Source organism: Mycobacterium sp. UM_Kg27, assembly GCF_000972905.1.
Classification (GTDB): Bacteria; Actinomycetota; Actinomycetes; order Mycobacteriales; family Mycobacteriaceae; genus Mycobacterium.
Genome location: NZ_JRMM01000017.1, coordinates 1 through 25244 on the forward strand (window position 1 = coordinate 1; position 25244 = coordinate 25244).

Genomic DNA, 25244 nt, shown 5'->3' on the forward strand with positions numbered 1-25244 from the left:
GTGTATAAGAGACAGGGCCTACGCGGCCTACGAGGAGGTGTTCGCCGGCGAGCGCTTCGCCGCGCTGGCGGCCGACGGTGCGCGGGTGCAGCGGCCGTTGTGGGCGTCGACCGGGGTGAAAAACCCCGACTACCCGGACACCCTGTATGTCACCGAGCTGGTCGCGGCGCACACCGTCAACACCATGCCGGAACCGACGCTGGACGCCGTCGCCGACCACGGCGACATCACGGGTGACACCATCGCCGGAACCGCGGCAGCATCCCAGCAGGTCTTCGACGAACTCACCGCAGCAGGCATCGACCTGACCGACGTGTTCTTGGTGCTGGAGAACGAAGGCGTCGAGAAGTTCGAAGCGTCCTGGGGCGAACTGCTGGACGCCACGGCGACGCAGCTCGAAGAGGCCAAGTGATCTGATGGCCGGCGCCGGGGCAGCGCGAAACACCTCCTCGGGGTGGCAGAACCCGCTGCGAGACAAGCGAGACAAACGCTTGCCCCGCATCGCCGGCCCCTGCGGCGTGGTGATTTTCGGGGTCACCGGCGACCTGGCCCGGCGCAAGCTCATGCCGGCCATCTACGACCTGGCCAACCGCGGTCTGCTGCCGGCGACCTTTGCGCTGGTCGGTTTCGCCCGCCGCGACTGGGCCGACGAGGATTTCGCCGAGGTGGTCTACCAGGCCGTCAAAGAGCACGCCCGGACCCCGTTCCGGCAGGTGGTGTGGGACCGGCTGGCGTCCGGCTTCCGGTTCGTCACCGGCACCTTCGATGACGACGAGGCCTTCGCCCGGCTGGCGCAGACCCTCGAGGACCTCGACGCCGAGCGCGGCACCGGCGGCAATCACGCCTTCTACCTGTCGATTCCGCCCCACGCGTTCCCGGTGGTCTGCGAGAAGCTGCACTCGACCGGACTCGCCCGGCCGCGGGATGGCCGGTGGAGCCGGGTGGTGATCGAGAAGCCGTTCGGTCACGACCTGACCAGTGCGGTCGAACTCAACAGCGTGGTCAACAGCGTGTTCCCCGAGGAAGCGGTGTTCCGGATCGACCACTACCTGGGCAAGGAGACCGTCCAGAACATCCTGGCGCTGCGCTTCGCCAACCAGTTGTTCGACCCGATCTGGAACGCCCACTACGTCGACCACGTGCAGATCACCATGGCCGAGGACATCGGTTTGGGTGGGCGAGCCGGCTACTACGACGGCATCGGCGCTGCCCGGGACGTGATCCAGAACCACCTGCTGCAGTTGCTGGCCCTCACGGCGATGGAGGAGCCGGTGAGCTTCTCCCCTGCCGAACTGCAGTCCGAGAAGATCAAGGTGCTCTCGGCCACCAGGCTGGCGCAGCCGCTGGATGAGACCACCTCTCGCGGTCAGTATGCCGCCGGGTGGCAGGGCGGCGAGCGCGTCGTGGGCCTGCTCGACGAGGAGGGGTTCGCTCACGATTCACGGACCGAGACCTTCGCGGCGATCACGCTGGAGGTCGACACGAGGCGCTGGGCCGGCGTCCCGTTCTACCTGCGCACCGGGAAGCGCCTGGGCCGGCGGGTCACTGAGATCGCACTGGTGTTCAAGCGCGCACCGCACCTGCCGTTCGACGACACCATGACCGACGAATTGGGCAAGAACGCGTTGGTGATTCGGGTGCAGCCAGACGAGGGCATCACACTGCGATTCGGGTCCAAGGTGCCCGGCCACCTGATGGAGGTCCGTGACGTCAACATGGACTTCTCCTACGGCTCGACGTTCTCCGAGGATTCACCGGAGGCCTACGAGCGTCTGATCCTGGATGTGCTGCTGGGTGAGCCCTCCCTGTTTCCGGTCAACGCCGAGGTCGAATTGTCTTGGGAGATCCTCGATCCAGTCCTCCAGAACTGGGCTGAGCACGGCAAGCCCGAGCCGTATGTGGCCGGAAGTTGGGGACCGCGGTCGGCGTTCGAGATGCTGACCCGCTCCGGCCGGGAATGGCGGCGCCCATGATTGTCGAGTTGCCGAACACCACCACCACCGCGATCAACAAGAAGCTCAACGCGATCCGCGAGCAAGTCGGTGCGGCGACGACGGGGCGGGTGCTGACGCTGATCATCGCGCTGGAAACCGACGCCCTGCTCGATGAGTCCATCGCGGCGGCCAACATCGCCAGCCAAGAACACCCGAGCCGGGTGATCGCGGTGGTCGGCGGAGACCCCGACACCGGTGAATCGCGCTTGGACGCCGAGGTGCGAATGTTCGGCGATGCCGGCGCCAGCGAGGTGGTGGTGCTGCGGCTCTACGGTCCGCTGGCCGGCCATGCTGACGCGGTCGTGGTGCCCTTCCTGCTGCCCGATATTCCGGTGGTCGCGTGGTGGCCCGACGTCGCGCCCGCAGCCCCGGCCACCGACCCCCTGGGGGCCCTGGCGTTGCGGCGCATCACCGACGCCACCAACGCCCCCGATCCCCGGGCGGCGATCAACAGTCGCCGAGACGGCTACACCGCCGGCGATACCGACCTGTCGTGGAGTCGCATCACCTACTGGCGGGCGTTGCTCGCCTCCGCACTGGATCAGCCACCGTTCGAGCCGATCCGCTCGGCGGTGGTCTCCGGGCTGGCGACCGAACCGGCCCTGGACATCCTGGCCGGCTGGCTGGCCAGTCGCATCGACGGTCCGGTGCGGCGTGCGGTCGGCGAACTGAAGATCGAATTGACCCGCGACAGCGAGACCGTGGCGCTGAGCCGCCCCCAGGACGGGGTCACCGCCACTTTGAGCCGCACCGGGAGGCCGGCGGCGCTGGTGCCGCTGCCCCGCCGGGTGACCGCGGAGTGTCTGGCTGAAGATCAGCGCCGGCTGGATGCGGACGTGATTTACGGTGCCGCGCTGACGGGCCTGGAAGAAGTGGAGTATCTGTGATCGTTGCGACCTACCCCGACACCGACGCACTGGTCGCCGCTGCCGGTGACCGCCTGGCCGATGCCGTCGAATCGGCGATCGCCGCCCGAGGCCGGGCGTTGGTCGTGCTGACCGGCGGCGGTACCGGCATCGGGATCCTCCGCCGGCTCCGCGAGCATGCTGCGCGGATCGACTGGGGTTGCGTGCAGGTGTATTTCGGCGATGACCGGTTCGTGCCGAGCGACGACGACGAACGCAACGAGAAGCAGGCCCGCGAGGCTCTGCTGAACCACGTCGGGATCCCCGCCGGCAATGTTCATGCGATGGCGGCCAGCGACGGCGCGTTCGGCGACGATCTGGATGTGGCCGCGCTGGCCTACGAGCAGGTGTTGGCCGATCATGCCGAACCCGGCGAGCGCACGCCGGACTTCGACGTGCACCTACTGGGCATGGGGGGTGAAGGCCACGTCAACTCCTTGTTCCCGGACACCCCGGCGGTCGCCGAGTCCGCCCGGCTGGTGCTGCCGGTCTACGACTCGCCCAAGCCTCCCCCACGCCGAATCACCCTGACAATTCCTGCGATCCAGCGCTCCCGCGAAGTGTGGCTGGTGGTGGCCGGTGAGCCCAAGGCCGAGGCGGTCGCCGCCGCGGTCGGTGGTGCGGACCCGGTCGCGGTGCCCGCCGCCGGGGCGACGGGGCGCGAACAGACGGTGTGGTTGCTCGATGAAGCAGCCGCCTCGCTGCTGCCCGCCACGTCATAATGAGCGCTATGGCAGACAGAAGCTCAGGATCCGGCACGGAACGTAAGCGACTCAAGACCCTGGCTCAGGCTGCCCTGAACGCCGACGTGACGGTCGGGCAGCTTGAAGATGTGCTGGACGGTCTGGGCGGCACCATGAATGAGCTCAACAGCTCATTGTCCAATCTCAACGCGACGATCGAACGCCTCGGCGGCGGCCTGGATCACCTTGAGGACACCATGTCCAGCCTCGATGACCTGGCCCGCCGCTTAGTCACGCTGATCGAACCGGTGGAGGCCATCGTCAATCGCATCGACTACCTGGTCGAAGTCGGCGAGACGGCGATGTCTCCGTTGACAGCGACCGAAAACGCGGTGCGCGGCATATTCAATGCCATGCGCAACCGGGTGCGCTGAGCCGTCAGGGTTTCATACTCCCTGCCTCCCTGCGCATTCAGAGGCGTCGGAGAATTCGACCCACCAAAGCACCGTGATCGACTGCCCGCCACCGAACCGCGACACCCAACGCGATCTACGAGCAGTTCAAAACAGACCAGGACACCGTTATGCATCGCCCTTCTGCCCCGCTGTCGGCGCCGCCTCCGGGCGGCGACCACCAGCCCCAGCCGGTCTAAGCCGGGCTGGGGGGCAGATCACGCGTACTTGATGAGCAGGCCGACCGCGATGATGCAGGTCAGCCAGATCGCGATGACGAAGTAGGTCAGCCGGTCCAGGTTCTTCTCGACCACGGTCGAGCCGGACAGGCTGGACTGCACACCGCCACCGAACAGAGTCGACAGGCCGCCACCCTTGGCGCGGTGCAGCAGCACCAGCAGAATCACCAGCAGGCTGGTGATCACCAAGAGAATCTGCAGCGTCAAGATCATGGGAGTTACCCTACCGTTCGCCTTGGTGCGTCAAGGCTCTGGGTCAAGGGAGCGGCCCGCCGGCAGCCAGCGCCGCCAGCATCGCGAACTGCTCACCGTCCAGCGACGCTCCGCCGACCAGCCCGCCGTCCACGTCCGGCTGGCCGATGAGTTCTCCGACGTTCTTGGCGTTGACCGACCCGCCGTAGAGCACCCGGACGGTGTCGGCGATCTGGGGCGAGGCGAGCTTGCCCAGCTCGCCGCGCACGGCCGCACACACCTCCTGCGCATCCGCCGCACCGGCCACCCGGCCGGTTCCGATGGCCCACACCGGCTCGTAGGCGATGACGCTGGCACCGATCTGCTCGGCGCTCAGGCCGGCCAGCGAGCCACGCAACTGCTCCAGGCAGTGCTCGACGTGGCTGCCGGCCTCCCGGATCTCCAGGTGCTCGCCGATGCAGATGATCGGGGTGAGGCCGTGCTTGAGGGCGGCGGCGGCCTTCGCGGCGACCAGCGCGTCGTCCTCACCGTGGTAGCTGCGCCGCTCGGAGTGCCCGACGACGACGAAGGTGCAGCCCAGCTTGGCCAGGAACGCCCCGCTGATCTCGCCGGTGTAGGCGCCCGCGTCGTGCTGCGAGACGTCCTGGGCGCCGAAGGTCAGCCGGAGCTTGTCGCCGTCGACCAGGGTCTGCACGCTGCGCAGATCGGTGAACGGCGGCAGCACCGTGACATCGACCTTGTCGAAGTACTTGTCCGGCAGCGCGAAAGCCACCTTCTGCACCAGTGCGATGGCCTCGAAGTGGTTGAGGTTCATCTTCCAGTTGCCGGCGATCAGCGGCTTACGACTCATTACGAACCTCCGGTTTCCAGAACTTGCAGGCCTGGCAGTGGTTTGCCCTCAAGGTATTCCAGGGACGCTCCGCCGCCGGTGGAGATGTGCGAGAAACCGTCCTCCGGCAGACCCAGCGCCCGTACCGCCGCGGCGGAGTCGCCGCCACCCACAACACTGAACGCACCCTTGGCGGTGGCGGCTGCGATCGCCTCAGCCACTCCCCTGGTGCCGGCCTCGAACGCCGGGAACTCGAACACGCCCATCGGCCCGTTCCAGAAGATGGTCTTGGCGTTGCCCAGCAGTGCGGCGAACCGCTCCACCGAACCCGGGCCGACATCCAGGCCCATCTTTGCGTCCGGAATGGCGTCCGCGGCGACGACCTCGCCGGTGGCGGCGGCGTCGAACTTGTCGGCGACGACGATGTCCACCGGCAGCCGCAGCACATCGGCGTAGTCATCGAGCAGTTGCCGGCAGGTGTCCACCATGTCGGCCTCCAGCAGCGACGTCCCCACCGCAAGGCCTTGGGCGGCCAGGAAGGTGAAGCACATCCCGCCGCCGATCACGATGCTGTCGGCCTTGGTCGCCAGCGACTTGATCACGCCCAGCTTGTCGGACACCTTCGAACCGCCCAGCACTACGGCGTAGGGCCGCTCGGTGGACTCGGTCAGCTGCTGCAGCACCTGGATCTCCGCGGCGACCAGCGTCCCGGCGTACGACGGGAGCAGCGTGGCGATGTCGTAGACCGAGGCCTGCTTGCGGTGCACCACACCGAATCCGTCGGAGACGAACGCCCCCGGCGAACCATCCGGCGCGGCCACCAGCTCAGCCAGCGCCCGGGCCAGCGCCAGCCGCTCGCCGTCGTCCTTGCTGGTCTCCCGCGCGTCGAAGCGGATGTTCTCCAGCAGCAGCACGTCACCGTCGGTCAGGCCCTCGGCGCGGGCCAACGCGTCGGTGCCGACCACGTCACCGGCCAACTGGACGTGGCGGCCCAACTGTTCGCCGAGCGCGGCCGCGACCGGCGCCAGCGACAGTTTGGGGTCCGGACCGCCCTTGGGCCGGCCCAGGTGGGCGGTCACCACGACCTTGGCGCCGGCGTCGACCAGCGCGCGCAGTGTGGGCACCGACGCGGTGATCCGGCCCAGGTCGGTGATCTTTCCATCGTCGAGCGGGACGTTCAGGTCGGAGCGCACCAGCACGCCCCGCCCCGCCACACCCTCGGCGATCAGGTCTTCGACTGACTTGACGGCCACGATCGCGTTACAGCGACTTGCCGACGAGAGCGATCAGGTCGACCAGACGGTTGGAGTAGCCCCACTCGTTGTCGTACCAGGAGACCACCTTGGCCTGGTTGTCGATGACCTTGGTCAGCCCGGAGTCGTACAGCGACGAGTGCGGGTCGGTGACGATGTCGCTCGACACGATCGGGGCGTCGTAGTACTTCAGGATGCCCTTCATCGGCCCCTCGGCGGCGGCCTTCATGGCGGCGTTGATGTCTTCCACCGACGCCGACTTGCTCAGCTCGGCGGTCAGGTCGGTGACCGAGCCGGTGGGGATCGGCACCCGCAGTGCGTAGCCGTCCAGCTTGCCCTTCAGCTCGGGCAGCACCAGGCCGATCGCCTTGGCGGCACCGGTACCGGTGGGCACGATGTTGATCGCGGCGGCGCGGGCGCGACGCAGGTCGCTGTGCGGGCCGTCCTGCAGGTTCTGGTCCTGGGTGTAGGCGTGGATGGTGGTCATCAGACCCTTGACGATGCCGAACTCGTCGTTGAGGACCTTGGCCAGCGGGCCGAGGCAGTTCGTGGTGCACGACGCGTTGGAGATGATGTTCTGGCTGCCGTCGTACTTGTCGTCGTTGACGCCCAGCACGATGGTGATGTCCTCATCGGTGGCCGGCGCGGAGATGATGACCTTCTTGGCTCCGGCGTCCAGGTGGCCCTTGGCCTTGGCGGCGTTGGTGAAGATACCGGTGGACTCGACGACGACGTCGACACCCAGGTCACCCCAGGGCAGGGCCGCCGGGCCTTCCTTGACCTCGAGGGCCTTGATCTTGGTGTTGCCGACGACGATGGTGTCGTCGCCTTCGAGGCTGACGTCGTGGGGCAGCCGGCCCAGGATCGAGTCGAACTTCAGCAGGTGCGCCAGGCTGGCGTTGTCGGTCAGGTCGTTGACCGCGACGATCTCGATGTCGGTGTTGTTGCCCAGAGCTTTTTGTGCGTCCAATGCCCTGAAGAAGTTCCGCCCGATGCGGCCGAAGCCGTTCACGCCTACCCGGACCGTCACTGGTCTCTCCTCGTGTTTCTCAGTTTGCTGGTGTAGTGGTAGCCAGCCTAGTGCGTGACGGACCCCACAGAACCTTCGGTACGGCGGACCGGCAACTCGTCGCCGGGTTCGGGCCACGGCTGGCGGCTGAGCAAGTCGGCCACAGCTACGTAACCGGCTTCGATCAGCCCCGATTTGGCGTCGACAATCCGGTAGGCCTGCTCTTTCCGGTGGATGGGTTGGCCTTCGAGCACGATCACCCGCAGCTCGCCCTCGGCGAAGTGGCAGCGGCGCTGCACCGCCGCGAGCAGCTGCTCATTGTGCAGGTGGCCTTCGCCGAAGTTCCACCCGATCAGCGGGCCCGCGATGATCTCGCCGTCGCGGATGTTGTAGTCGGCCACGTTGTCGAGCGCTCGGGCCAGCAAGCCGTTCAGTGCCCGCCCCTGCAGGTGCATGGCACGGAACGCCCCCGGGACTTTGTCGGCGACAAGATCGGCGGTGGACTGGTCGTAGAACTTCGCCAACTGGTTGATGACCAGTGCGGAGCTCTTGACCACGTTGGCCTCCACGATGTCCTCGGTGCCGGCGCGGAAGCACCAGAAGCTGGCCGCCCAGTTTCCGGCGTAATAGCGCATGGCGGGAAGGAACGAAATCTGCTGCGGAAACATGTTCCCGGCCACCGGGATAACGATGAGTCCGGTGAACAGGATGGCCATCAACAGCGGCGACCGCAGTTCGTAGACGCTGACTTCGGGATGCTGTCCGAACAGGAAGAACAGCGAGAATCCGAAGAAAACATTCCATTCCAACGGGACTCCCATCGGGAGGTTGGACAGGATGTTGAGGTGAAAGATCACCATGAACGCGATCAAGAACCACCGCCACGGGTGATCACCGGCGACGAGCACCAATAGCGCCGGCACGACGAATTCGGCTGTGGTGCCGCCGACGTGCGCCATGAGCTGCGGAATCCGGGTGGGGCGCAGGTCGTTGACGTGATCGCGGTACATCAGGTGTTTGAGGCCGGTGAAGATCTTGGAGCGCAGCAGGGCATTGTTGCTCGTCATCACCGCGACCACATAGGGAAAGTGGTGGTTGAGCTTGGAGGTGGCCGCACCCCACCACAGCCCGAGGATGATGAGCTTGAACGCGGCCATCTGGTCGACGTAGGGAAAGAAGAAGACCAGCAGCGTCAGGCCGTAGTGCTCGGCGCGGGCGGCCAGAAAGATCGTCTTGTCCCGCAGGCCCAGCAGCACCAGTGCGACGACCATCGGCGCCACCACCATCGGGTCCAGCAGACCCACCGGGCCGGGATCGCCGTGCCCCGCTGACAGCAATGCCCAGACACCGCAGCCCAGGACGGCGGCATACAAGGCGATGTCGACCACGGTGCGGGTGTCGCCGCGGGTGAGCGGGACCTTGCCGGGCCACGGTGGCAGGCGGATTGTGTTGGGCCGCAACCAGTACAGAACACCGCCGATGGGCGGCCAGAACCGGGCGGTCAGCGGACCGGATCCGCAGCCCAGGCCCAGGATCTCGAACAGCAGGCTGAAGACGACGAGTTTCTGATAGACGATCGGCTGGGTCCACCAGTCGGCGATGCGGCCGAGTTCGCCCAGGCCCGGAGTCAGCGCGATGACCGCTGCGGCGCCTGCGGCGTAGGCCGCGATCTTGATCAGGTAGATCAGGTAGACCCCCGATGGGGTGCCGAAACCCTGTTCGGCCCAGTGCCTGCTGCAGACCTGGATCCGGGTCGCCCACGGGGTGGCGCGCCACGTTTCAGGGTCGACGTCGGGAACCGACGGTTTGATGAACCCCATACTGTCCTCACTCCCTGCCGTGTGCCCGTTCTGTTATAGCGGCAAGTGCAGGCGTGCGACGGTCATTCGGGCGGGTCGGAATCACCGCGCAGGAGTTCTTCTCCGGTGGTGGGCGTGGTTGACCTGTGGTGGGGTGGTGCCGTCGGTCCAGCCGAGGCGTCCGGTGGTGGTGATGATGGTGTTTGGCGGCCGTCGGTGGTGTCGGTGTGGTCGCTTCCGCAGGCGAAGAACAGTTCGTCGGCGTTGGTGCGCCCGCCGTGCGACCAGGGCCGCTGGCCATGGTGCACTTCGCAGTGATAGCCCGGTTCGAGGCAGTTTGGTCGGGTGCAGCCGCGGTCGCGGGCGTAGCAGATCAACCGCTGATCAGCGGTGGCGATTCGTTTTTGGCGGCGGAGGTAGAGCGGGCGTTTGGTGTGGTCGTCGAAGACGGCCAGGTAGTGGATCGCCTGGGCGGCCATGGTGATCAGGTCGCGCCTGGGCAGCCGGGATCCACCGCCGGTCAGGGCTGGTGGTGGGATGGGCAACGAGGGATCGCATGCGGCGTGGGCGGCTTGGTTGAGTTCGGCCAGGGTGGTGGTGACGATGACGGTGACGGGGTGGCCGCGGTGGGTGCCGAGTTTGCCGGAGGCAATGGCGGTGGACATCGCGAGTTTGAACGCGTCGTGGCAGCGCTGCCCGGGGCTGCGGTCATCGCGCCCCGCAATCCCGTCGGGCACATGCCGTCCGGGGCGCACGGCGGCCGCAACCGCTTCGAAGTAGGCACGCGTTTGGGGGTGTGAGTTTGGACATGCCGTCGGGACCTTGGCGGCCCAGCGTCAGGCTGCGCCGTCGTGCCCGGTCGCGGTCACTGAACAGCCCATCGGGGTTGAGGTGATCGGCGATGCGCTGCCCGATCTTGGTGACCACCCCGGCATCGACTCGGGTGGCATGCGAGACCAACGCCGTTTCGGCAGCGGCGACGTCAGCAGGTGGCACCGAGGTGGGCAGCACGTCGACGGCCTGGCAGACCGCGCGGATGTGGTCCTCCCCGACCGCACCCGACTGCACCGTGGTGGCCAGGGCTGGTAGTTCAGGAGGCAGAACCGCCCCGGTCAGGGAGCGGCGGGGCCGGATGCGGGCGGCCACACGGCAGCGGCGGGTGATCTCGCGTGGGGTGATCCGCAGCCGTTTCCATAGGGCGGCCCGTGCTGCGGCGATCGAACCGCAACCATCGGGCGGGTCGGCGAGTTCGCCGAAGATCCGGTACATCAACCCGCGATTCACCCGGTCCTGGGTTTCCAGCCGCTCGGCGATGTCGACCCGAAAGTCGTTGCCCACCAGATCCGTCGAGGTCGCCCGCAACACGTCCTGGGCGGCATCAATGGCATCCAGAGCAGCACAGACCTGCTCCCGCGCCGCCACCACGCCCAGTGCTGTTGCCATACCCCGACGCTAAAAACCAACCCCGACACCGACCCCCAACCGGAGGTCGCCGGCAACCCGGGCTGTGGATCAACCCCCAACTGGGGATAAGCACACCGCTAGGCGTCTTCGAGCAGCTCCGGGGTGACCGCAGACTCGGTGTCGGGAATGCCGTCCTGCTTGGCCTTGCGGTCGGCCATCGACAACAGCCGTCGGATGCGTCCTGCCACCGCGTCTTTGGTCATCGGCGGGTCAGCCAGCCGGCCCAGTTCCTCCAGCGAGGCCTGCCGGTGCTCGACCCGCAGTTTGCCGGCCGAAGCCAGATGATCAGGCACGGTGTCGCCGAGGATCGCCAGTGCGCGTTCTACCCGCGCCGCCGCCGCCACGGCCGCCCGCGCGGAGCGGCGCAGGTTGGCGTCATCGAAGTTGGCCAGCCGGTTGGCCGTTGCCCGTACCTCGCGGCGGATCCGGCGCTCCTCCCAGACCAGCCGGGTGTCTTGGGCACCCATGCGGGTCAGCAGCGCCCCGATCGCCTCGCCGTCGCGCACCACCACCCGGTCCGCTCCACGCACCTCGCGGGCCTTGGCGCCGACCCCGAGCCGGCGCGCCGCGCCGACCAGCGCCAGGGCGGCCTCCGGTCCGGGGCAGCCGACCTCCAGAGCCGATGAGCGTCCCGGTTCGGTGAGGGAACCGTGCGCCAAAAACGCTCCCCGCCAAGCAGCTTCGGCGTCAGCGACACTGCCACCGACGACCTGGGCCGGCAGGCCCCGCACCGGGCGCCCGCGCAGATCCAACAGCCCGGTCTGACGAGCCAGAGCTTCCCCGTCCTTCGTCACGCGCAGCACGTAGCGGGTGCTCTTGCGCATCCCGCTGGCGGTCAGCACGTGCACGATCGCGTTATAGCCGTACAGGTCGAAGATGTCCTTGCGCAGCCGCCGCGCGATGACCCCCAGGTCCACCTCGGCTTCGACTACGACCCGACCGGCCACGATGTGCAGTCCGCCGGCGAAGCGCAGCAGCGCCGCGACCTCGGCGCGGCGAGCACTCACCGAACTGACCACGAGACGGCTCAGCTCGTCCTTGACTTCGGCCGTCATCGCCACGACTTGTCACCTCCCGGCCCGAGCCCGCTCGGTCCACTCACGCCGGATTGCCGGCCCCCGCCCTCGGCATGCGTCGCGACCGGTGTCGGAGCGATCAACGTCGATGCGTCGATGTTCCGAACCCCGTCCAGCGCCGCCGCCAACTTTCCTGGGTCATGTAAAGGTGTACCAGGTCGAGCCACGTCCACGAACCGAACCTCGGCAGCGAACAATGTGGCGGCACGCCGCAGTTGTTCGCGCTCGCGTTCACTGGGCACTCGGCCTGCGTCGATGATGATGTGGTCCACCGTGAAATCGGGTGCGTGTTGCGCCAGTACGTGCAGGTGTCGCTCCACGGAGAATCCCGCGGTCTCCCCCGGCTCGGCCACCAGGTTGAGCACCAGAGCACGACGGGCGGTGGTCTTCTGCAGCGCCCAGGCCAGACCCGGTACCAGCAGGTGTGGGATCACACTGGTGAACCACGAGCCCGGGCCGAGCACCACCAGATCCGCGGACATGATGGCGTCCACCGCTTGGCGGGTAGCCGGCGGATTGCCCGGCAACAGCCGTACCCGGCGTACCTTTCCCGGGGTGGTCGCGATGGCCACCTGCCCCCGGATCACCCGGAACAGTCGCGGGTCGGCCTCCAATCCGGACACATCGGCTTCGATCTGCAGCGCGATCGGGCACATCGGCAGCACCCGCCCCTTGACCCCCAGCATCCGGCCGAGCTCGTCGAGTGCGGCGACCGGGTCGGCCAGCACTTCGTTGAGGCCGGCCAGCAGCAGGTTGCCGATCGGATGCCCGGCAAGGGCGCCGCTGCCACCGAAGCGGTGCTGCAAGATGGTCGCCCACAGCTGGCCGGTCGGGGTATCGGAGGCCAGCGCCGCCAGTGCCATCCGCAGGTCCCCGGGTGGTATCACGTCGAGCTCGCCGCGCAACCGACCCGAGGAGCCACCGTCGTCGGCAACGGTCACCACCGCGGTGACGTGTGGGGTCAGCCGGCGGGCAGCCGACAGCGTCGCGTACAGGCCGTGCCCACCACCGAGCGCGACGATGCTCGGATTGCCTTGCGCGGGCTCAACACTCATTGGCGCCGCTTCTCCTCATCGCTTCGCACTGCACTGCCGCCGGCGCAACTCATTCGCGACCCAGATCCCGGTGCAGCACTCGAACCGACAGTTGGTCGTTGTCGTCTTGGGCATCCAACAGGCGCGCCAACGCCTCGGCGATAGCCACGCTGCGGTGCTTGCCGCCGGTGCACCCGATGGCCAGCGTCATGTACCGCTTTCCCTCTCGCCGATAGCCGCTGACCACCAGGGCCAGAAGCCGGTGGTAGCCGGCCAGGAATTCGTCCGCGCCCGGTTGGCTCAGCACGTAGTCGCGTACCGCCGGGTGCTGCCCGGTGTGCGGGCGTAGTTCGTCGATCCAGTGCGGGTTGGGCAGAAAGCGCACGTCCATGACCATGTCGGCGTCCATCGGCAGGCCGTACTTGAAGCCGAAAGACTCGACCGTGATCGACGTGGGGGCCAGTACGGCGTCACCACCGAACATCCCCTCGATGCTCTCCCGCAGTTCGCGCACGCTGAGCACTGAGGTGTCGATGACGAGGTCGGCCACCGCGCGCACCGGCGCCAGCATGATCCGTTCAGCCGTGATGCCCTCGGTGAGGGTCTGCTGGCCCTGCAGGGGGTGACTGCGGCGGTTGTGCTCGTAGCGCCGGATCAGTACGTCGTCGCTGGCCTCCATGAACAGCACGCGCGGGTTGATGCCGCGGGTGGCCAGTTCGGTGCGCACCGAGTCCAGGTCGCCGGTGAAGCCGGCCGAGCGGACGTCCATCACGACTGCCAGCCGGGTGATCCGGGATCCCGCCGCCAGCCCCAGGTCCACCATGCGGGTGATCAGGTCTGGTGGCAGGTTGTCGGCGACGTACCAGCCCAGGTCCTCCAAGACCTTCGCCGCGGTGCCGCGCCCCGCGCCGGACAGTCCGGTCACCAGCACCACGTCGATACCGGCGCCGTCTGACGGGCCGGCGACATCGCGTTCCCGTACGCCCTTCGGTGATTCCGTGGTCATCCCGACATCCGTTGCTGGTCAGCGGCGCCCGCCGCGCCGTCGGCTCCCAGCGCCTCGAGGACGGCCGCGGCGGTCGCCGCGCCGATCCCCGGGATCGAAGTGAGCTCTTCGACGGTAGCCCCTTTCAGTCGCGCCACCGAACCGAAATGGGAGATCAGCACCTTGCGCCGATGCTCACCCAGCCCAGGCACCGCGTCCAGCACCGACTCCGTCATCCGCTTGGACCGCTTGCTCCGGTGGTAGGTGATGGCGAACCGGTGCGCCTCATCCCGAATTCGCTGCAAGAGGTAGAGCCCTTCGCTCTGCCGGGGCAGGATGATCGGGTCCGGCTCAGAGGGCACCCACACCTCCTCCAGTCGTTTGGCCAGGCCGATGGTCGCGACGTCAGTGATGCCGAGCTCGGCCAGCACCGCGGCCGCAGCGTTGACCTGCGGTGCACCGCCGTCCACCACGTAGAGATTGGGCGGATAGGCGAACTTACGTGATTTCCCTTCGGGGGCAAGCACTTCGGCATCCAAGTGCCGGCGGAACCGACGACGCGTCACTTCGGCGATCGAGGCCACATCGTCCGAGCGCCCCTCGCCGGCGGCTTCCCGAATCGCGAAATGGCGGTAGTCCGACTTGCGGGGCAGTCCGTCCTCGAACACCACCAGCGACCCGACGACATCGGTGCCCTGCACGTGACTGATGTCGACACACTCGATGCGCAGCGGGGCGTCGGACAGGCCCAGAGACTCCTGAATATTCTGCAGCGCAGCCGATCTGGCGGTGAAATCGCCGGCGCGTTTCATCTTGTGTTGCTGCAGCGCATCTTTGGCGTTCCGCTCGACCGTCTCGGCCAGCGCCCGTTTGTCGCCGCGCAGCGGCACCCGCAGCGAGACCCGCGAACCCCGCAGCTCGGAGAGCCAGCTGGTCAGCTCATCGGCGTTGGCCGGCAGACAGGGCACCAGCACCTCACGCGGCACCGGGTTGGTCGGCTCGTCGGCGGCGCCTTCCAATTCGGCCTGGTCACCGTAGAACTGGGTGACAAACTGCTCGACCAGCTGTCCCAGGGAGCTGTCGGCGTCGCCGGGGTCACCGGGCTTCTCGACGATCCAGCCGCGCTGCCCGCGCACCCGCCCGCCGCGCACGTGGAACACCTGAACCGCCGCTTCCAGATCGTCCTCGGCAAACGCCACCACGTCGGCATCGGTCCCGTCGCCGAGCACCACGGCCTGCTTCTCCAGGGCGCGTTTCAGGGCGGCGACGTCGTCGCGCAAACGCGCGGCGCGTTCGAAGTCGAGCTCATCGGAGGCGGCCAGCATCTGCTGCTCGAGGCTGCGGACCAGCCGGTCGGTCTTACCGGCCAGGAAGTCGCAGAAGTCCTCCACGATCCGCCGGTGTTCTTCGGTGCTGACCCGACCGACGCATGGTGCGGAGCACTTGCCGATATAGCCGAGCAGACAAGGCCGGCCGATCTGCTGGTGGCGCTTGAACACACCCGCCGAGCAGGTGCGGGCCGGAAAGACCCGCAGCAGCAGATCCAGGGTCTCGCGAATCGCCCAGGCGTGTGAGTAGGGCCCGAAGTAGCGCACGCCCTTACGGCGCGGCCCGCGGTAGACCATCAGCCGCGGGTACTCTTCGCCTCTGGTGACCGCCAAAACCGGGTAGGTCTTGTCGTCGCGGTAGCGGACGTTGAACCGCGGGTCGAACTCCTTGATCCAGTTGTATTCCAGCTGGAGAGCCTCGACCTCGGTGTTGACCACCGTCCACTCCACCTTGGCGGCGGTGGTCACCATCTGGCGGGTTCGCGGGTGCAGGCCGGCGATGTCGGCGAAGTACGACGTCAGTCGTGACCGCAGGCTTTTCGCCTTGCCCACGTAGATGACCCTGCCGTGCGGGTCGACGAACCGGTAGACGCCGGGCGCGACGGGAATGGACCCGGGCGCCGGACGATAGGTCGCGGGGTCTGGCACGGTAACCAGGCTAGCGACGATCGGGGGGTTGTTGCGCGGGCCGGTAGCGCGACAGCAAGGCCCGCAGCGCCCGCATGGCCTCGACGGCGTGCTCTTTGTCGGCGGACTGGATGGCCACCAGCGGAATGTATTCGTCGTCGGGCAACTCCAGCCGGGCCCAGCGCTTGCCCGGCGGGAACGTGACGCCGACGACCTCCGACCACGGAATCAACCGGTCTGAAAGCGCATTGCGGACCGACACACCGGACTCGCCCGCCCGCACCCGGGCCCGAGTCAACAGCAGCAGCGCGCCGGCGACGATCAGGCCCAGCACCACCACCGCCACCCGGTCATAGGTACGGAAGATCACGCCGCTGGCACGGATGGTCAGCAACACGCTCACCACGACATGGATGGTCACGATCAGGATTGCGACGATCCATACGCCCAGGCGCATCATGCGCGGACGTACCTGAAGATCCCAGCGCGGGGATCCGGCCGGGGGCGTCACAGTGCGGCGCGAAGCTCGCGCAGCCTCAGCGCCGTATCGAGTGCTGCGGCAGCCGCCTGAGCACCCTTGTCCTCGGTCGAATCGGGCAGTCCAGCGCGGTCCAGCGCCTGCGCCTCATCGTTGACGGTGAGCACGCCGTTGGCCACCGGGGTCGCCGCGTCCAGCGAGACCCGGGTCAGGCCCTGCGTCACCGCATCACACACATAGTCGAAATGCGGTGTGGCACCGCGGATCACGACCCCCAGCGCGACGACGGCGTCATGGTTTCGGGAAACTTCCTGCGCCACGACCGGGATCTCGATAGCCCCGAGCACCCGTACCACCGTCGGCTCGGCGATGCCCGCGTCAGCGGCAACCTTGCGGGCTCCGGCCAGCAGGGCATCACAGATACGGGTGTGCCACGTGCTGGCCACGATCGCCAGACGCACATCAGAGGCGTCGAGCGCCGGAATGTCCGGCACTCCTGCAGCGGGACTCATTTACATCGCCCCGCCGAATTCGTCCGGCAACTGCGCGGAGTCGTCGTAGTCCTCCAAGCCGGTCAGTTCATGGCCCATCCGGTCACGCTTGGTCAGCAGGTAGCGGATGTTCTCCGAGTTGGCCCGCACCGGCAGCGGCACCCGCTCGATGATGTGCAGGCCGTAGCCGTCCAGCCCGACGCGCTTGGCCGGGTTGTTGGTGAGCAGCCGCATCGAGCGAACACCGAGGTCCGAGAGGATCTGGGCCCCGATCCCGTAATCGCGGGCGTCGGCCGGCAAGCCCAATTTGAGATTGGCGTCGACAGTGTCGTCGCCGGCGTCCTGCAGCTGATAGGCCTGCAGTTTGTGTAGCAGCCCGATGCCGCGGCCCTCGTGGCCACGCATGTAGAGCACCACGCCGCGGCCCTCCTGGGCGACCATCGCCAGTGCCGCATCCAGCTGCGGACCACAGTCACAGCGCCGGGAGCCGAAAACATCGCCGGTCAGGCACTCCGAGTGCACGCGAACCAGCACGTCGTCGCCGTCGTTGTTCGGCCCGGCGATCTCGCCGCGGACCAGCGCGACATGCTCGACATCCTCGTAGATGCTGGTGTAGCCGACCGCGCGGAACTCGCCGTGCCGGGTCGGGATGCGGGCCTCGGCGACCCGTTCGATGTGCTTTTCGTGCTTGCGCCGCCACTCGATCATGTCGGCGATGGAGATCAGGGCCAGCCCATGCTCGTCGGCAAAGACTCGCAGCTCCTCGGTCTGGGCCATCGCGCCCTCGTCCTTTTGGCTGACGATCTCGCAGATCGCGCCGGCGGGTTGCAGGCCGGCCATCCGGGCCAGGTCGACCGCGGCCTCGGTGTGGCCCGGCCGGCGCAGCACTCCGCCGTCCTTGGCGCGCAGCGGCACCACGTGGCCGGGGCGGGTGAAGTCGTCGGCGACACTGCCCGGCTCTGCCAGCAGACGCATCGTGGTGGCCCGGTCAGATGCCGAAATCCCCGTTCCGACATTGTTCTTGGCATCGACGGTGACGGTGTAGGCGGTGCCGTGCTTGTCCTGGTTCACCGCATACATCGGCAGCAGGCCCAGCCGGTCGCAGATGGCGCCGTCCAGGGGCACACACAGGTAGCCGGAGGTGTACCGGACCATGAACGCCACCAGCTCGGGGGTGGCCTTCTCTGCGGCGAAGATAAGGTCGCCTTCATTCTCGCGGTCTTCGTCGTCGATGACGACGACGGCCTTGCCGGCCGCGATGTCGGCAACCGCCCGCTCGACGGTGTCCAACTTCGTCATCTGTGCCACCTTGGTTTCGCCGTCGGAAAGCGCCCCGTCGGCGCAACCCGCCCATCCAGTATGAACCACCCCGGACCCACGGTTTGCCCCGCGGAGTCATTCCGTGGGCTTTGTCACCAACCGCTCGACATACTTGGCGATCACGTCCACCTCGAGATTGACCACCGCGCCGACCGGCGCCCGGCCCAGGGTGGTCAGTTCCAAGGTGGTCGGAATCAGCGAGACTTCAAAGAAGTCGTCGGGGTCGGCGCCCAGCCCGGACACCGTCAGCGAGGTTCCGTCCACGGTGATCGAGCCCTTCTCCACCACGTAGCGCGCCAGCGACGCCGGCAGCTCGATCCGCACCACTTCCCAGTGCTGCCCCGGGGTGCGGGACAGCACCCGCCCGGTGCCGTCGACGTGGCCCTGCACGATGTGGCCGCCCAGTCTGCTGTTCAGAGCGGCCGCACGTTCCAGGTTCACCGGGCTTCCTACCTGCAACGATCCCAGGCTGGACCGCTCCAGCGTCTCAAGCATCACGTCGGCGCTGAAGCGGCCGCCGGGCTCGACATCGACAACGGTCAGGCACACGCCGTTGACGGCGATCGAGTCGCCGTGGCGGGCGTCGGAGGTGACCGTGGGGCCCTGGATGACCAGGCGCGCAGCGTCGGCGAGGTCCTCGCGGCCGACCAGCTCGCCCAGCTCCTCGACGATTCCGGTGAACATCACACCAGGCTATGTCTACGCTGCCCTACCCCGACCAGGCGGCCTCTATACGATGTCCCCCATGCGCAGACTTCTCATCGCCCTGGCCACCGCGACCACTGCCGCCGCGCTGTTCGCCGGCTGTTCTTCCAAGGATGCCGGCGGGCCGCTGCCCGACGCTTCGACGCTGGTCAAGGAATCGGCCACCACCACCGCCAACCTCAAGAGCGCGCACCTGGCACTCTCGGTGACCGGCCAGATCAAGAACCTGCCGGTCAAGACCCTTGAGGGCGACCTGACCACCCAGCCGACCACCGCAGCCAAGGGCAGCGCGACCATCATGATGCTGGGCTCGGACGTCGACGCCAAGTTCGTCGTGATCGATGGCGACCTCTACGCGGCGATCACCGGCGATGACTACGACAACTACGGCTCCGCCGACAAGATCTACGACGTGGCCGCGATTCTGAGCCCGGAGAAGGGCTTGGCCAACATGCTGTCCAACCTGACCGACGCCAAGTCCGCCGGCCGCGACACCATCAACGGCCAGAAGACCGTTCGGGTCACCGGCAACGCGCCCGCCGACGCGGTGAACTCCCTGGCGCCGCAGCTCAAGGCCACCGCTCCGACGCCGGCCACGGTGTGGATCTCCGAGGATGGTGACCACCAGCTGGTTCAGGCCCAGCTCAACCCCAGCGCGGGCAACGCCATCCAGATGACCCTGTCGAACTGGAACGCAGCCGTCACGATTGAGAAGCCGGCGGGAGCGTAATGCGGGTCAACCGCACGCTGGCGATCAGCGCAGGTAGCCTCGCCGTCCTGCTCGGGGCACTCGACACCTATGTCGTGGTCACGATCATGCGCGACATCATGGCTCCGCAGCCGGCGGGTGTCGGCATCCCGATCAACAAGATCCAGCAACTGACCCCGATCATCACCTGTTATCTGCTCGGCTACATCGCTGCGATGCCGCTGTTGGGCCGGGCGTCTGACCGGTTCGGCCGCAAGCTGTTGCTGCAGCTCAGCCTGGGCACCTTCGCCATCGGATCGGTGGTGACCGCACTGTCGACCGACCTGTCGATGCTGGTGGTCGGCCGCACCATCCAGGGCGTCGCGGCCGGGGCGCTGTTGCCGGTGACGTTCGCCCTCGGCGCTGACCTGTGGGCGCAGCGCCGCCGGTCGGCGGTGTTGGGCTGGATCGCCGGCGCCCAGGAACTGGGCAGTGTGCTGGGTCCGCTGTACGGCATCTTCATCGTCTGGGCGCTGACCAGCTGGCGAGACGTGTTCTGGATCAACGTGCCGCTGACCGTGCTGGCCATGGTGTTGATCCACTTCAGTCTACCTCCGCAATCTCAGGACGCCGCACGGGAGCGGGTCGATGTGGTCGGCGGGCTGCTGCTGGCGGTGATCCTGGGCCTGCTGACGATCGGCCTGTACAACCCCGACCCCAGCGCCAAGCAGGCGCTTCCCGACCACGGTGCGGCCTACCTGTTGTTTGCCGCGATCGCGCTGGTGGCGTTCGTGGTCTGGGAGATCAAGTCGCCGACGAAGCTGCTCGACCCGGCCGGCGCCCGGATCGGCCCGTTTCTGGCCGCGTTGGGCTCCTCGCTCTGCGCCGGCGCCGCGTTGATGGTCACCCTGGTTGACGTCGAGCTGTTCGGCCAGGGCGTGCTCGGCAAGACCCAGAACGAGGCGGCGATGCTGCTGCTGTGGTTCCTGGCCGCGCTGCCCATCGGCGCCGTGGTGGGCGGGGCGATAGCCACCGTGGCCGGTGACCGGCTGGTGACGTTCGTCGGGCTGCTCATCGCCGCCGGGGGCTACTGGCTGATCTCGAAGTGGCCGGTCGACCTGATGGCCTATCACCACGATGTACTCGGCTTGAGCCTTCCGGCGGCACATACCGACCAGGTGCTGGCCGGCTTCGGTCTGGGCCTGGTGATCGGCCCGCTGACCTCAGCGGTGATGCGCGTGGTGCCGCCACGGGAGCACGGTATTGCCGCGGCGGGTGTGGTGGTGGCCCGGATGACGGGAATGCTGGTCGGCATGGCGGCGCTGTCGGCGTGGGGCCTGTACCGGTTCAACCAGATCCTGGCCGGCCTGCCCAAGATGCCCGGCGGCAGCCTGGCCGAGAAGATGGCCGCAACTGCGGCCAACTCCAAGCTGGCCTTCGCCATGATGTACGGCGAGATCTTCGGAATCACCGCCCTCATCTGTGTGGTGGGCGCGGTGCTGGGATTGTTCATCGGCAGCAACGACGTACACGCCGAAGATCCGGAAGTGCCCGAGCCGGAGGCCGCCATCTCACGGTGAGCGGTGCCAGGCGCTAGTGCGGGACCAGCGATAGCAGCAGGTCGGGGCCGATCTGCTCCAGGGTGTCGAACCGCCAGCGCAATGCCCGGGCAATGTTGGGCACGCCGACGTCGTCGACGGCGGTGACCGGCCCGCCCAGCAGGATCGGTGCCACGTAGGCCAGGATGCGGTCGATCGCTCCCGCTCGCAGGAATGCCCCGGCCAACGTGGGGCCGCCCTCGAGCAGCACATCGGTGCGGTCGGCGAGGGCCCGCAGTACCTCGGCCGGGTCGTGGGTGCGGATCACCATGGTGCGTGAGTCGTCATTGAGCACGTGCGCGTCCGCGGAGATCTCCCGCTGGCCCACCACCACCCGCAGTGGTTGACGTTCGGCCAGGGTGCCGTCGGGCAGCCGGGCGGTCAATGTGGGGTCGTCGACGAGCACGGTGCCGGTGCCGACCACGATGGCGTCGGCTGCCGCCCGACGGCGGTGCAGATCGGCCCGGGCCGCCTCGCTGGTGATCCACTGGCTGGAACCGTCGGCGGCCGCGCTGCGGCCGTCGATGCTGGTGGCGTATTTCCAGGTGACGTGCGGGCGGCCCGTGCGTTGCTTGTGCAGCCATTCCCGCAACGGCCCGGTGCTCACGGCCGCGGCCTGGACCCCGGAGAGCACCTGCACGCCCGCACCGGCCAGCCGCGCCGCCCCGCCGCCCGCATCCGGGTTGGGGTCGTCCACGGCGTAGACCACCTGCGCCACCCCGGCGGCCAGCAGCGCATCCACGCACGGCGGGGTCTTGCCGTGGTGATTGCACGGCTCGAGGGTGACGACCGCCGTACCGCCGACACTCAGCTCACCGGCCCGGCGCAACGCCACCACTTCGGCGTGCGCCTCGCCGGTCGGCCGGGTCCCCCCGACGCCGGCCACCCGGCCGTCGCGATCCAGAATGACCGCGCCCACCGGCGGGTTGGGATAGGTGTTGCCCTTGACCCGCTGCGCCTGTTCGACCGCCAACAGCATGGCGGCGTCATGGTCGACGCCATGCTCGGCGGCCGACGCAGCGCTCATGCCTCGACTCCTTGCTCGCTCGTTCCTCTCTCGCCGTCGCCTTCGATAGTCATGCGCGCAGGTGCGGTGACGCCGCCAGAGCCTGACGCCGCAGTGACTCGACGGCGGCGCCCGGGTCAGCGGCGCTGTAGACGGCCGAACCGGCGACGAAGCAGTCGACGCCGGCTTCCGCGGCCTGCTCGACGGTGTCGGCGTTGATGCCGCCGTCGATCTCCACCAGGATGCTCAGCTCCCCGGAATCGACCAGCTTGCGCACGGTGCGCACCTTGCTCAGCACCTCGGGGATGAAGGACTGCCCGCCGAACCCGGGCTCCACCGACATCACCAGCAGGGTGTCGAAGTCCCGCAGGATCTCCAGGTAGGGCTCCAGCGGCGTGCCGGGCTTGATGCTGAGTCCGGCTTTGGCACCCGCGGCGCGGATGTCGCGTGCCACGGCGACGGGATTGTCGGTGGCCTCGGCGTGGAACGTGACGTTGTACGCGCCGGCTTCGGCGTAGGGCGGCGCCCAGCGTCCCGGGTCCTCGATCATCAGATGGCAGTCCATCGGGATGTCGGTGGCCGCCAGCAGGCTCTGCACCACCGGCAGACCCAGGGTCAGGTTCGGGACGAAATGGGCGTCCATCACGTCGACGTGCAGCCAGTCCGCACCCTTGACAGCGGCGACCTCATCGGCGAGGCGGGCAAAATCGGCCGACAGGATCGACGGCGCGATCATGGCTCGTGACATGCGCTCAGATTACTTGTAGCGCCGCAGCGAACATGGCGTCGGTCCCGTGCCGGTGTGGCCACAGCTGCACGTGCGGTCCGTCGCCCAGCGCGTCAACCGGGGCGAACAGTTCCCGGGTGTCCAACGCCCGCACCGGATGCCGGCGTAGCGCATCGGCCACCACACCGACCGTCTCGGCCAGGTGCGGCGAGCATGTCGCGTATAACACCACTCCCCCCGGCCGGGTCAGCCCGATCGCGGCGGCCAGCAACTCGCGCTGCAGTTTGGCCAGTACCGGGATATCGGCGGGCAGGCGGCGCCAACGGGCTTCGGGTCTGCGCCGCAGGGCGCCCAATCCGGTGCAGGGCGCGTCGACCAGCACCCGGTCGAAGCCGGGTTCCAAACCTGAGTCGCGGCCGTCGGCCGTCAGCACCTGCACGTCCAGACCGCGGGTGTTATCGGCGACCAGCGCGGCCCGGTGCGGGGCCTGCTCCACCGCGGTCACCCGCGCCCCGGTCTGGGCGCCGAGGGCGGCTAGCAGCGCGGTCTTGCCGCCGGGTCCGGCGCACAGGTCCAGCCACCGCCCGGTGTCACCGTCGACTGGAGCCAGCGTGAGGGCGCGGGCCACCAACTGGCTGCCCTCGTCCTGAACCAGCGCCTGACCGGCACGTACGGCGTCGAGCTTGCCGGGGTCACCACCGGGCAGATAGACGGCGTAGGGCGAATACCGGCCGACTTCGCCGTCCACCGCGGCGGCCAGCTCGGCCGCGGTCAAGGCGCCCGGCCGGGCCGCGAGATGCACGCGGGGCCGCTCGTCGTCACCGGCCAGCACCGCGTCGAGTTCGCCGGCGGCGGCGCCCAGCGCGTCGGCGAACGCCTGCGCGATCCAGCGCGGGTGGGCGCGGACGAAGGCGGCGTGGCCGATCGGATCGCTGTCGGCGTTCGGTGCCAGTTCCGCGGTCCAGGACTGCTCATCACGGGTGCTGATGGTGCGCAGCACGCCGTTGACGAAACCGCCTCGTGCGGAGTCGAATTCGAGGACAGCCTGATCGACGGTGGTCGATACCGCGGCGTGCGGCTCGACTCGGGTGCGCAGGAGTTGATAGCTGCCCAGCCGCAGCAGATCCAGCAGCACCGGGTGGATCGTCTCGGGTTGGCGCTGCGCTGCCGCGCCGATGATGGCGTCGAGCAGGCCCCGCACCCGGCAGGTGCCGTAGGTCAGTTCCGTGGCGAAAGCGGCGTCACGGCCGGTGATTCCACGTTCGGCCAGCAGCGCCGGCAGCGCGAGGTTGGCGTAGGCATCACGCTGGGAGACTGCCTGCAGCACATCGAATGCGGCGCGACGAGCCGGGTCCAGGGGCTTGCGGCGGGGTTTGCGTGAGCCGTCCTGGGGGCGCTGCGGCCGGCGCTGGCCGCGTTGGGGTCCGGTCATGACGCCCGCACCTCGGGGTCGAGCCGAGCGCCGCGCGCCCAGTCTGCGGCGTCCATCAGTTTCTTTCCCTGCGGCTGGATCTGACCCAATCGCACCGGATCCGTGCCGGTGCCGACCCACACCTGCCGGCGGTCGACATGTAGGGCGCCGGGTGGCAGTCCTGCCGGCCCGTCCGCGGCGAGGCTGACGGGCCCGACTCTGACTCGCAGGTCGCCGATCATGGTCCAGGAGCCCGGGTTCGGGGTGACGGCGCGGATCCGGCGGTCGATCACCGTGGCCGGCAGCTCCCAGTGCACCCGCGCGTCCTCCACGCTGATCTTCGGTGCATAGCTGACCCCGTCGTGCGGTTGCGGCACTGCGTGCAGCGCTCCGTCATCGATGCCGTCGAGGGTGGCCGCCAACAGCTCGGCGCCCGAGACCGCCAGCCGCGCCAGCAGTTCGCCGGCGGTGTCATCGGCCCGGATGGTCTCGGTCGTGACCCCGTAGACCGGCCCGGAATCCAGTTCCGGCTCGATGCGAAACGTCGTCGCTCCGGTCACCTCGTCGCCGGCGGCGATGGCCGCCTGCACCGGAGCCGCGCCCCGCCAGGCCGGCAGCAGGGAGAAGTGCAGGTTGACCCAACCGTGTGTCGGCACCGCCAACAACGCGTCGCGCAGTAGCGCCCCGTAGGCGACCACCGGGCAGCACTCCGGCGCCAGTGCGGCCAGCTCCGCGACCGACTCGGGCGCATTGGGCTGGGTCGGCCGCAGCACCGGAATGCCGTGGTCAAGAGCCAGGCGGGCCACCGGGGACGGCTGCGGGCTCCCCCGCCGGCCGGACGCCGCGTCGGGCCGGGTCAGTACCGCCACCACCTCGTGGCGCGGCGAATCGATCAGCCGTTGCAACGACGGCAACGCGGTGTCCGGGGTGCCGGCGAAGACAATGCGCACC

At 68.3% G+C, this 25244-nt stretch carries 24 protein-coding genes and 1 pseudogene; 7 read left to right on the forward strand and 18 right to left on the reverse strand.

Annotation, left to right across the window (positions count from 1 at the left end; translation table 11 throughout):
• From LI94_RS04825 to LI94_RS04845, 5 genes are all read left to right on the forward strand, one after another.
• Positions 1 to 412: transaldolase family protein (locus LI94_RS04825; protein ID WP_046300489.1), on the forward strand; the 412-nt coding region annotated here is incomplete at its 5' end.
• Positions 413 to 416: 4 nt separating this feature from the next.
• Positions 417 to 1973, forward strand: a complete 1557-nt coding sequence (zwf, locus tag LI94_RS04830) for a glucose-6-phosphate dehydrogenase (protein WP_024443523.1) — start codon at positions 417 to 419, stop codon at positions 1971 to 1973.
• Positions 1970 to 2881 (forward strand): glucose-6-phosphate dehydrogenase assembly protein OpcA, encoded by a 912-nt coding sequence (gene opcA, locus LI94_RS04835; protein WP_046300490.1) that lies wholly within the window; start codon positions 1970 to 1972, stop codon positions 2879 to 2881. The genes zwf and opcA overlap by 4 nt, the downstream gene beginning before the upstream one ends.
• The gene (gene pgl, locus LI94_RS04840; protein ID WP_046300465.1) at positions 2878 to 3621 is read left to right on the forward strand and encodes a 6-phosphogluconolactonase; all 744 of its coding nucleotides are present in this window, start codon (positions 2878 to 2880) and stop codon (positions 3619 to 3621) included. The genes opcA and pgl overlap by 4 nt, the downstream gene beginning before the upstream one ends.
• Positions 3621 to 4016 (forward strand): ATPase, encoded by a 396-nt coding sequence (locus LI94_RS04845; RefSeq protein ID WP_046300466.1) that lies wholly within the window; start codon positions 3621 to 3623, stop codon positions 4014 to 4016. The genes pgl and LI94_RS04845 overlap by 1 nt, the downstream gene beginning before the upstream one ends.
• Before the next feature lie 236 nt (positions 4017 to 4252).
• On the opposite strand, the gene secG is transcribed toward LI94_RS04845, so the two are convergent.
• The 14 genes and pseudogenes from secG to LI94_RS04915 all read right to left on the reverse strand — a co-directional run bounded on the left by secG (position 4253) and on the right by LI94_RS04915 (position 18842).
• Positions 4253 to 4486, reverse strand: coding sequence for a preprotein translocase subunit SecG (gene secG / locus LI94_RS04850; protein WP_024443527.1), 234 nt, complete (start codon positions 4484 to 4486; stop codon positions 4253 to 4255).
• 43 nt (positions 4487 to 4529) lie between these two features.
• On the reverse strand, positions 4530 to 5315 hold the full coding sequence (gene tpiA, locus LI94_RS04855; protein ID WP_046300467.1) for a triose-phosphate isomerase: 786 nt from the start codon (positions 5313 to 5315) through the stop codon (positions 4530 to 4532).
• Positions 5315 to 6547: a phosphoglycerate kinase gene (locus LI94_RS04860; RefSeq protein ID WP_046300468.1), complete on the reverse strand. Its 1233-nt coding sequence runs from the start codon at positions 6545 to 6547 to the stop codon at positions 5315 to 5317. The genes tpiA and LI94_RS04860 overlap by 1 nt, the downstream gene beginning before the upstream one ends.
• Positions 6548 to 6554: 7 nt before the next feature.
• Entirely contained in the window at positions 6555 to 7577 is a 1023-nt protein-coding gene (gap, locus tag LI94_RS04865; RefSeq protein WP_024443530.1) for a type I glyceraldehyde-3-phosphate dehydrogenase, read from the reverse strand.
• Between the two features lie 47 nt (positions 7578 to 7624).
• Entirely contained in the window at positions 7625 to 9376 is a 1752-nt protein-coding gene (locus LI94_RS04870) for a DUF3556 domain-containing protein (protein ID WP_046300469.1), read from the reverse strand.
• 62 nt (positions 9377 to 9438) lie between these two features.
• Positions 9439 to 10798 (reverse strand): annotated as a pseudogene (locus LI94_RS04875) (DUF222 domain-containing protein).
• A gap of 98 nt (positions 10799 to 10896) precedes the next feature.
• Complete coding sequence (gene whiA / locus LI94_RS04880) at positions 10897 to 11874, reverse strand: DNA-binding protein WhiA (RefSeq protein WP_082105658.1); 978 nt, start codon at positions 11872 to 11874, stop codon at positions 10897 to 10899.
• Positions 11871 to 12950: a YvcK family protein gene (locus tag LI94_RS04885; RefSeq protein ID WP_024443534.1), complete on the reverse strand. Its 1080-nt coding sequence runs from the start codon at positions 12948 to 12950 to the stop codon at positions 11871 to 11873. The genes whiA and LI94_RS04885 overlap by 4 nt, the downstream gene beginning before the upstream one ends.
• Positions 12951 to 12999: 49 nt before the next feature.
• Entirely contained in the window at positions 13000 to 13935 is a 936-nt protein-coding gene (rapZ, locus tag LI94_RS04890; protein WP_024443535.1) for an RNase adapter RapZ, read from the reverse strand.
• A complete protein-coding gene (gene uvrC, locus LI94_RS04895; RefSeq protein ID WP_046300471.1) occupies positions 13932 to 15890 on the reverse strand; it encodes an excinuclease ABC subunit UvrC in 1959 nt (652 codons plus the stop codon). Before uvrC ends, rapZ begins: the two co-directional genes overlap by 4 nt.
• Positions 15891 to 15900: 10 nt before the next feature.
• Positions 15901 to 16380 (reverse strand): PH domain-containing protein, encoded by a 480-nt coding sequence (locus tag LI94_RS04900; protein WP_024443537.1) that lies wholly within the window; start codon positions 16378 to 16380, stop codon positions 15901 to 15903.
• Positions 16377 to 16859, reverse strand: a complete 483-nt coding sequence (gene ribH / locus LI94_RS04905; RefSeq protein WP_036458529.1) for a 6,7-dimethyl-8-ribityllumazine synthase — start codon at positions 16857 to 16859, stop codon at positions 16377 to 16379. Before ribH ends, LI94_RS04900 begins: the two co-directional genes overlap by 4 nt.
• Positions 16860 to 18137, reverse strand: coding sequence for a bifunctional 3,4-dihydroxy-2-butanone-4-phosphate synthase/GTP cyclohydrolase II (locus tag LI94_RS04910; protein ID WP_046300491.1), 1278 nt, complete (start codon positions 18135 to 18137; stop codon positions 16860 to 16862).
• Between the two features lie 96 nt (positions 18138 to 18233).
• Positions 18234 to 18842, reverse strand: coding sequence for a riboflavin synthase (locus LI94_RS04915; RefSeq protein WP_024443540.1), 609 nt, complete (start codon positions 18840 to 18842; stop codon positions 18234 to 18236).
• Between the two features lie 52 nt (positions 18843 to 18894).
• Here LI94_RS04915 and LI94_RS04920 point away from each other — a divergent pair, with 52 nt between their 5' ends.
• Positions 18895 to 19593 carry an LppX_LprAFG lipoprotein gene (locus LI94_RS04920; protein ID WP_046300473.1) on the forward strand — a complete coding sequence of 233 codons (699 nt, stop codon included), beginning with the start codon at positions 18895 to 18897 and terminating at the stop codon, positions 19591 to 19593.
• On the forward strand, positions 19593 to 21131 hold the full coding sequence (locus LI94_RS04925; RefSeq protein ID WP_046300474.1) for an MFS transporter: 1539 nt from the start codon (positions 19593 to 19595) through the stop codon (positions 21129 to 21131). Before LI94_RS04920 ends, LI94_RS04925 begins: the two co-directional genes overlap by 1 nt.
• A gap of 13 nt (positions 21132 to 21144) precedes the next feature.
• Here LI94_RS04925 and ribD read toward each other — a convergent pair whose 3' ends face one another.
• From ribD to fmt, 4 genes are read right to left on the reverse strand one after another with little or no spacing between them, the layout of a single operon-like run.
• Positions 21145 to 22176: a bifunctional diaminohydroxyphosphoribosylaminopyrimidine deaminase/5-amino-6-(5-phosphoribosylamino)uracil reductase RibD gene (gene ribD, locus LI94_RS04930; RefSeq protein WP_046300475.1), complete on the reverse strand. Its 1032-nt coding sequence runs from the start codon at positions 22174 to 22176 to the stop codon at positions 21145 to 21147.
• Between the two features lie 49 nt (positions 22177 to 22225).
• Entirely contained in the window at positions 22226 to 22903 is a 678-nt protein-coding gene (gene rpe / locus LI94_RS04935) for a ribulose-phosphate 3-epimerase (protein ID WP_024443544.1), read from the reverse strand.
• Between the two features lie 4 nt (positions 22904 to 22907).
• Positions 22908 to 24314 (reverse strand): RsmB/NOP family class I SAM-dependent RNA methyltransferase, encoded by a 1407-nt coding sequence (locus LI94_RS04940; protein ID WP_036458531.1) that lies wholly within the window; start codon positions 24312 to 24314, stop codon positions 22908 to 22910.
• Positions 24311 to 25243, reverse strand: a complete 933-nt coding sequence (gene fmt, locus LI94_RS04945; protein WP_046300476.1) for a methionyl-tRNA formyltransferase — start codon at positions 25241 to 25243, stop codon at positions 24311 to 24313. Before fmt ends, LI94_RS04940 begins: the two co-directional genes overlap by 4 nt.
• Position 25244: the final 1 nt, after the last annotated feature.